This window comes from Terrisporobacter muris, from assembly GCF_024621905.1.
Taxonomy (GTDB): domain Bacteria; phylum Bacillota; class Clostridia; order Peptostreptococcales; family Peptostreptococcaceae; genus Terrisporobacter; species Terrisporobacter muris.
On sequence record NZ_JANKBY010000183.1, the window covers coordinates 1 to 7111 of the forward strand.

Genomic DNA, 7111 nt, shown 5'->3' on the forward strand with positions numbered 1-7111 from the left:
CTTGTATTATTTGATTTATTGGTAAAAGCAATTGATAAGGTTTTTTATTTATTATTATAGTTTCTTTTGGAAGATTTACTGGATTTATATTGTAATTATATATTTGCTGATAATCAACTACATAATTACCACCTAACTTATTAATTAATGGTACTTGTGATATACTTTTGTCTTCATATATTTTCAAAACCATTTTCCCAAGGGCATTTCCATATTCCACTCCAATATCCACGTATCCGCCTACTGTGCCTTTGCCTATATAATCTGCTATACTTGTATAAATTGGCTGGTCCTTTATATCCTTTATTTTAGTAATTAGTTCCTCAGGCTTTATATAATTATTGCTATTCTTATCTTTATATACACCACATACTAATACAGCTTGGTTACTTTCATCTATTTTTTTAAGTTCTTCTAGTATTTCATTTTCATATCTACCTTGGATAAAATTTAAGTTTATATTATTATCTAATAAATATGCATTTTCCAATAATTTTTCTTTTATATCTTTGCTATAATTAGTGTTATCCAATAACACATTTATATTTATAGCATTTGGATGAAGTTTGCTTATTAACTTTATTATCTCTATTTTAGATCTAGAATCCATAAAACCAGTTATATATTTTTTTTCCTGAGATGTAAGGTTTATTCTCTCATTTACTCCAGTAAAAACAATTATTTTTTTATAAAATATATTATTCTTGTCAAATAATCCCTTTCTAACTAAGTTAAATGCTTCATCATCTACTGTTATTATCATATCAAAAGCATTATCTTTGTATTTTGTATTTAATAATGTTTCAAAATCTCTTATATAATACTCATTGTTGTTATTTCTAATATCTAGATATTCAGTTTTTATGTTTATATTAGGATTATCTTTTGTTACTTCTTTCAAACCATCTTTTACACGATTTTCCCATTTGTTATCTATATCATATGAATTTATCAAAAGAATATTATACATGTCTTTACTATCTTTTGTATCCGCATATATACGGGATATAGAACTTATCAATATTAATAGCGATATTATTAACAATCTATTTATTTTTTTCATATTGAATTTATGCTCCTGTTTGTAAAAATGTAATGCATAAGTTATTATACTTAATATTCATATTCTTTACAATAAGATAAATTATAACAATCCTTAGGAAATCGATTTTCGATATTAATTACTATACTCAATACGTTTGTTACATATTTTAAAACTGTTTGTTTCGATTAATTAATCACTTCATCTACATATACTTTTTTCACAATGTTTTTAGTATGTTTAAAGCTTTCTTTTAACCATCTAAATGAAGCTCCTGATGTTTGAAGATATTCATGTTTAATATGGCTGCGTGAAAATAATCATTGTACTTTTCTAAAAATAATCCACCTATAGCTCCTCCCATAGAGTGTGCAAATAAGTATAGGTTATCATTTCCTATGCTTGATAGAACTATTCAATCCCTTTTATTTATACTTTATTTACTTATACCAAACTTATATATAGTCTTTTGTGAATACTCTTCATCTTTATTTATTAAAGAGTCTTCTATAAAACACATATTTCTACCTATTGGTGGGGCTTGTGTTTCAAAGCATATTCCATAACGTCTTTGGTCTTTTTTATTATTATATAAAGTTTGGTCATCTGTAAAATTCATAGTATATACTACCACACTTTTTTGATTTGTAGTTATATTCATATTTCGCTTTGATATTTTATCTTCCATATATATATTTTTCTTTTTCTCTAGTAAAAATGGATGATCATATCCACATCCTATTTTTATCTGATCATGAGAGTCATCTATATGTTCACCTATGCACTTTATATTTCTAAAGTCAAAAGGCGTGTCTGTCACATCTAAAAGCTTACCTGTAGGTACACATGTGTCATCTATTTCTACTAATTTATTGCTATCCAACTTCATATATTGATCCGTTACAGGTCTTTTTAGATTTCCACTTAAATTAAAATAAGTATGATTAGTCATATTTATCAATGTAGTTTTATCTGTTATTGCACTGTATGTTTCTTCTATTATATAGTTTTCATAAACTTTAAATGAAACTACTATATGTAAATTACCTGGATAGTTTTCTTCATTATGGTAAGATTTTATTGATAGATTTAATTTAATATAATCTCTACCTTCTTCAATATCTACTTGCCATACTTTACTACTTAGTCCACTGTTTCCACCATGACCTTGGTGAAGTCCGTAATTTTTATTTAGATTATATTCTTTTCCTTCTATAACTACCTTTCCTTCACAAATTCTTCCTGAAGTTCTTCCCACTATGGCCCCAAAATAAGAAGGATTAGTATAATAGCTTTCTATGTTTTTATATGCTGTTACTATATTTTCCAAATTATTATCTTTATCTGGTGTTATTATTTTTGTTATTATTCCACCTAAATTTAGTATTTCAACTTCAAACCCATTTGTTGCTTTAATATTATGAGCCACTATAACTTCTCCATTTAAACTGCCTACTATTCTTTTAGTATATTTCATAACAATCCTCTTTCTTAGTGTCTAAATTTTTTTAAGAGTAAATTAGCTCCTATGTAAATTTTCCCGCCAACTCACAAAGAGCAGCGGGAATTATATTTTATCAAATCTTATAGATTTTCTATATTGCTTTTAACATCTTCCATATATCTTTTCATTGCTATTTTTCCATCTTCGTCCCATTTGAAAACACCACAATGTTCTAATACTTTAGTAAATATATTTCCAACTTCTTTTTCTAGTATTTCATCCACGTTTTCTTCATTTAAATCAGTGTATGTTTCTTTTAATTTATTAAACCATTCTAAATGAATTCTTAAGTTTTCATCTTCTTTTATTAAATTAGATTTATTTTCATCTAATAAACATTCTTTTATTTGAGTTAATTCTTCTTTTAATCTAGCTGGTAAAACTGCCAGACCCAAAACTTCTATTAATCCTATATTTTCTTTTTTAATGTGATGAAGTTCTTTGTGAGGATGGAATATTCCATCTGGATGTTCATCACTTGTTCTGTTGTTTCTTAGGACTAAATCTAGCTCGTAATTTTGTCCTCTTCTTCTAGCTATAGGAGTTATTGTATTGTGAGGAGTTTCATGTGTAAAGGCATGTACTCCCACATTTTCATCAGAGTAGCTTCTCCAATGATTTAATATTTTTTCTCCAAGTTCACTTATCTTAACTCTGTTATCTCCATTTAGTCTAATAACTGATAGTGGCCATTTGACTATTGATATTTTTATATCTTCATATCCTGCAATTTCAAAAGTATAAACATCTTCTGCTCGCTCCATGGCAAACTCATATCTACCTCCTTGGTAGTGGTCATGAGTAAGGATAGAACCTCCAACTATTGGTAAGTCTGCATTTGAACCTACAAAATAGTGAGGGAATCTTTCTACAAACTCTAGATTTCTATCAAAAGTATTTTTGTTTATTACCATAGGCACATGATTACTTGCAAATATTATGCAGTGTTCATTGTAATAAGAATATGGAGAGTATTGTAGGTTCCACTCTTCTTTATTAAGTTCAAATGGTATTATTCTTAAATTTTGTCTAGCTGGATGATTTAATCTTCCTGCATATCCCACGTTTTCTTTACAAAGTAAACATTTTGGGTAAGATGCTGATTTCATATTTCTTGCAGCAGCGATTGCTTTTGGATCTTTTTCTGGCTTTGATAAGTTTATAGTTATATCTATTTCACCATAGTCCGTGTCAGCTTTCCAAGTGATGTTTTGAGCAATTCTTGAAGTCCTAACATAATCACATGATTTACTTAAATCATATAAATAATCTGTAGCACTTATTTTATCTGCCTTATATCTTTTATTAAATTCTCTTATAACTTCAGACGGTCTAGGCATAAGTAAGTTCATTATTTTAGTATCTAATAAATCTCTATAAACAGATGTGTTAGATTCAAGTATTCCCATTTCAAAGGCGTAATTTAGTAAATTATCCAGTATAGATGTTGGATTTTCTAAATTTTCATCTTCAACTTTCTCTATTATATATTCATCTAGTTTGAATAGCTCTATAAGAGAGTTTCTCACATAAGTTATATCTTCTGCTTCAAATAATTTTTTCTTTAATCCGTAATTAATCAATCTTTCAAACTCTGTATATATGCTCATTTTATCATCTCCCACTATTTTTCAAACCCCATAGGATGTTCTTGGTGCCATTTCCATGCTGAAGATATCATAGCTTCAACATTTTCAAACTGAGGCTCCCACCCTAATTCTTTTCTAGCTTTTGCTGAAGCTGCCACTAGTTTAGCTGGATCTCCTGCTCTTCTTTCACAAACTTTTGCAGGTATTGCATGTCCTGTAACTTTTCTAGCTGCTTCTATCATTTCTTTTACTGTAAATCCATTTCCACTTCCCAGGTTGTATATGTTACTACTTGAACCTGCTCTTAATTTTTCCACTGCTAATATATGTGCATCAGCTAAGTCTATTACGTGTATATAGTCTCTTATACAAGTTCCATCATGAGTATCGTAGTCATCTCCAAAGATTGATATAAATTCTCTTTTTCCAAGTGGCACTTGTAATATTAATGGTATTAAGTGAGTTTCTGGGTTATGGTCTTCACCTATTTCTCCACTTGCATGAGCTCCTGCCACGTTGAAGTATCTAAGTGATATGAATTTCACTCCATGAGCCACATCTGCCCATTTCATCATTTTTTCCATGGCAAGTTTTGTTTCTCCATAAGCATTAGTTGGACAAGTTGGATCTGTTTCTAATATTGGTATACTCTTTGGCTCACCATAAGTTGCTGCTGTTGAAGAGAATACGATTTTCTTAACATCATGTTTTATCATAACTTTTAAAAGTATTTCTGTCCCGTGAACGTTGTTATTGTAGTATTTTAATGGATTAGTCATACTCTCTCCAACTAATGAGTTGGCTGCAAAATGTATTACTTCATCAATTTTATTTTCTTCAAATACTTTATCTAATTCTTCTTCATTTCTTATATCCACATTATAAAATTTAGCTTTTGGATGAATTGCATCTTCATGTCCTGTTTCTAAATTATCTACTATTATTACTTCCTCACCTTTATCTATAAGTTGTCTTACGGCATGACTTCCTATATATCCTGCTCCACCACAAACTAATATCATACTATTTCCCTCCAATAAACTATATTTCTCTAGTTCCATTTCCTATATTTGCCACATAAAAATCTGCATCATATCCTATTATTTCTTTGTATCCTTTAGATACAGTGTTTATAAAATCTTCTCCAAGACTTCTTTTTACAATGGATACTGTGCATCCCCCAAATCCAGCACCAGTCATTCTAGCTCCTATAGTACCTTCATGTTTCCATGCAAGCTCCACAAGGGTATCTAATTCTTTTCCTGTTACTTCGTAATCATCTCTAAGAGAAGTATGAGACTCGTTCATAAGCTTTCCAAAAGTTTGTATATCATTATTTTCTAAAGCTTTCACAGCTTTTAAAGTTCTTTGATTTTCATAAACTGCGTGTCTTGCTCTTTTTACTCTTATTTCATCTTTTATTAAATCTTTATTATTTTCAAATTCTTCTTCTGTAAGTTCACCTAAAGATTTTATGTTTAATTTTGTTTGAAGTTCTTCTAAAGCTTTTTCGCATTCACTTCTTCTTTCATTGTATTTAGAGTCAGCTAGTCCCCTTCTTTTGTTTGTATTAGCTATTATTATAACTTCTTCTTTTAAATCAACAGGGCTGTATGAATAGTTTAGAGTATTACAGTCTAGTAAGATTGCACTATTTTCTTTACCCATTCCTATGGCAAATTGGTCCATTATACCACAGTTAACTCCTATAAATTTATTTTCTGCTTCTTGACAGTATTTTACTAATTCTACTCTGTCTAAATTGAAGTTAAATAAATCGTTTGCTATTACAGCCATTAATAACTCTATAGATGCTGATGAAGATAATCCTGCTCCATTTGGTATATTTCCAAATACAACCATATCAAATCCACTTTCCACATTGTATCCATGCTTTCTCATTATATCTATAACACCTTTTGGGTAATTTGCCCAATCGTGCTTTTCATCATTTACTAATTCATCTATATTAAAAGTTATTATCCCTAAATCTTTAAAGTTATCAGAATACATTCTTACTGTTTTATCATTTCTTATGGCTATAGCTCCATAGGTTCCAAAACTTAAAGCACATGGAAACACATTCCCACCGTTATAATCTGTATGCTCACCGATTAAGTTAACTCTTCCTGGCGAAAAAAATACTCTTAGGTTTTCATTTTCCCCATAAATTTCATTAAACATTTTTATCATATTTGCTTTCATTTTGTCTCTCCCTACATTTATATTTTTTCAACCACAATAATTTTAATATATTTTAAACTATTAAAACTTCGTAAGGCTTTACTATTGTATTTTTTAATTCTTGAGTTTTGTCTGTATGATTCATTACAAAGTATTTTATTTTTCCACTAACAGAATTTTTAACTATTTCTACATCCTTTTATGATTTTATAATTTTTATATTGTTTTCTACTAGGATTTTATACTCTAACTTATTCACTATGTTGTCGTCTGCACCACATCCTACATAAGCTCCCACAAAGTCTGTAAAGTTGATTGGGTTAAACTCATTTAAAGTTAAATTGTTGTAGTAATCTTTTACACTATTTATAAATCTTAGTAATACAGTTTTTCCTGCCTTAACGAATTCTCTTATTTTTTCTTGAACCTCCTTCTTATAAACTATCATTACTGGAAGTAATAGTACTTGGTACTCATCAAAAGATGCATATGATTGTATTACATCTATATTCACATTGTTTTCAAAGAATGGTTCTGCTCCCTTAGTTGCTCCTCTATATCTGAAGTACATTAAAAACTGACATTGTTGATGTTGGTATTCCAAATATAACTTTTAGATTTTTTCTTTAACTTTTTCTATTATTCTATCAAATAATCTACTCCTAAGTACATATTACTCCTCCTATAATGTTCATCCTAACTTTATAATATTAAATATGGTTTTCTTTGTAAATAGTTTTAGTAAAAGTTTTATATTTTTTTACTTTTTTTTACTAGATTTTTATTCTATCT

At 28.8% G+C, this 7111-nt stretch carries 8 protein-coding genes; all 8 read right to left on the reverse strand.

The annotated features are described in order from the left end of the window. On the reverse strand, nucleotides 1–1063 hold a 1063-nt coding region (locus NSA58_RS13045; RefSeq protein ID WP_257560540.1), incomplete at its 3' end, for an ABC transporter substrate-binding protein. Between the two features lie 232 nt (nucleotides 1064–1295). After that, the gene (locus tag NSA58_RS21000; protein WP_139045059.1) at nucleotides 1296–1457 is read right to left on the reverse strand and encodes an alpha/beta fold hydrolase; all 162 of its coding nucleotides are present in this window, start codon (nucleotides 1455–1457) and stop codon (nucleotides 1296–1298) included. Between the two features lie 21 nt (nucleotides 1458–1478). Beyond that, nucleotides 1479–2519 carry an aldose epimerase family protein gene (locus NSA58_RS13055; protein ID WP_074079531.1) on the reverse strand — a complete coding sequence of 347 codons (1041 nt, stop codon included), beginning with the start codon at nucleotides 2517–2519 and terminating at the stop codon, nucleotides 1479–1481. Between the two features lie 107 nt (nucleotides 2520–2626). Next, nucleotides 2627–4156 carry a UDP-glucose--hexose-1-phosphate uridylyltransferase gene (gene galT / locus NSA58_RS13060; RefSeq protein WP_039678140.1) on the reverse strand — a complete coding sequence of 510 codons (1530 nt, stop codon included), beginning with the start codon at nucleotides 4154–4156 and terminating at the stop codon, nucleotides 2627–2629. A 14-nt stretch (nucleotides 4157–4170) separates the two neighbouring features. Beyond that, nucleotides 4171–5157, reverse strand: a complete 987-nt coding sequence (gene galE / locus NSA58_RS13065) for a UDP-glucose 4-epimerase GalE (RefSeq protein WP_039678139.1) — start codon at nucleotides 5155–5157, stop codon at nucleotides 4171–4173. 19 nt (nucleotides 5158–5176) lie between these two features. Beyond that, nucleotides 5177–6340 (reverse strand): galactokinase, encoded by a 1164-nt coding sequence (locus NSA58_RS13070; RefSeq protein WP_257560541.1) that lies wholly within the window; start codon nucleotides 6338–6340, stop codon nucleotides 5177–5179. Between the two features lie 52 nt (nucleotides 6341–6392). Then, nucleotides 6393–6506 (reverse strand): hypothetical protein, encoded by a 114-nt coding sequence (locus NSA58_RS21005; protein WP_408645545.1) that lies wholly within the window; start codon nucleotides 6504–6506, stop codon nucleotides 6393–6395. Between the two features lie 12 nt (nucleotides 6507–6518). After that, nucleotides 6519–6923 carry a beta-galactosidase trimerization domain-containing protein gene (locus NSA58_RS13075; protein WP_257560542.1) on the reverse strand — a complete coding sequence of 135 codons (405 nt, stop codon included), beginning with the start codon at nucleotides 6921–6923 and terminating at the stop codon, nucleotides 6519–6521. Nucleotides 6924–7111: the final 188 nt, after the last annotated feature.

Excerpts from the sequence above, each read along its gene's own strand:
- galT (WP_039678140.1), bottom strand. The coding sequence starts at position 4,156 with ATGAGCATATATACAGAGTTTGAAAGATTGATTAATTACGGATTAAAG.
- NSA58_RS13070 (WP_257560541.1), bottom strand. The coding sequence starts at position 6,340 with ATGAAAGCAAATATGATAAAAATGTTTAATGAAATTTATGGGGAAAAT.
- galE (WP_039678139.1), bottom strand. The coding sequence starts at position 5,157 with ATGATATTAGTTTGTGGTGGAGCAGGATATATAGGAAGTCATGCCGTA.
- NSA58_RS13055 (WP_074079531.1), bottom strand. The coding sequence starts at position 2,519 with ATGAAATATACTAAAAGAATAGTAGGCAGTTTAAATGGAGAAGTTATA.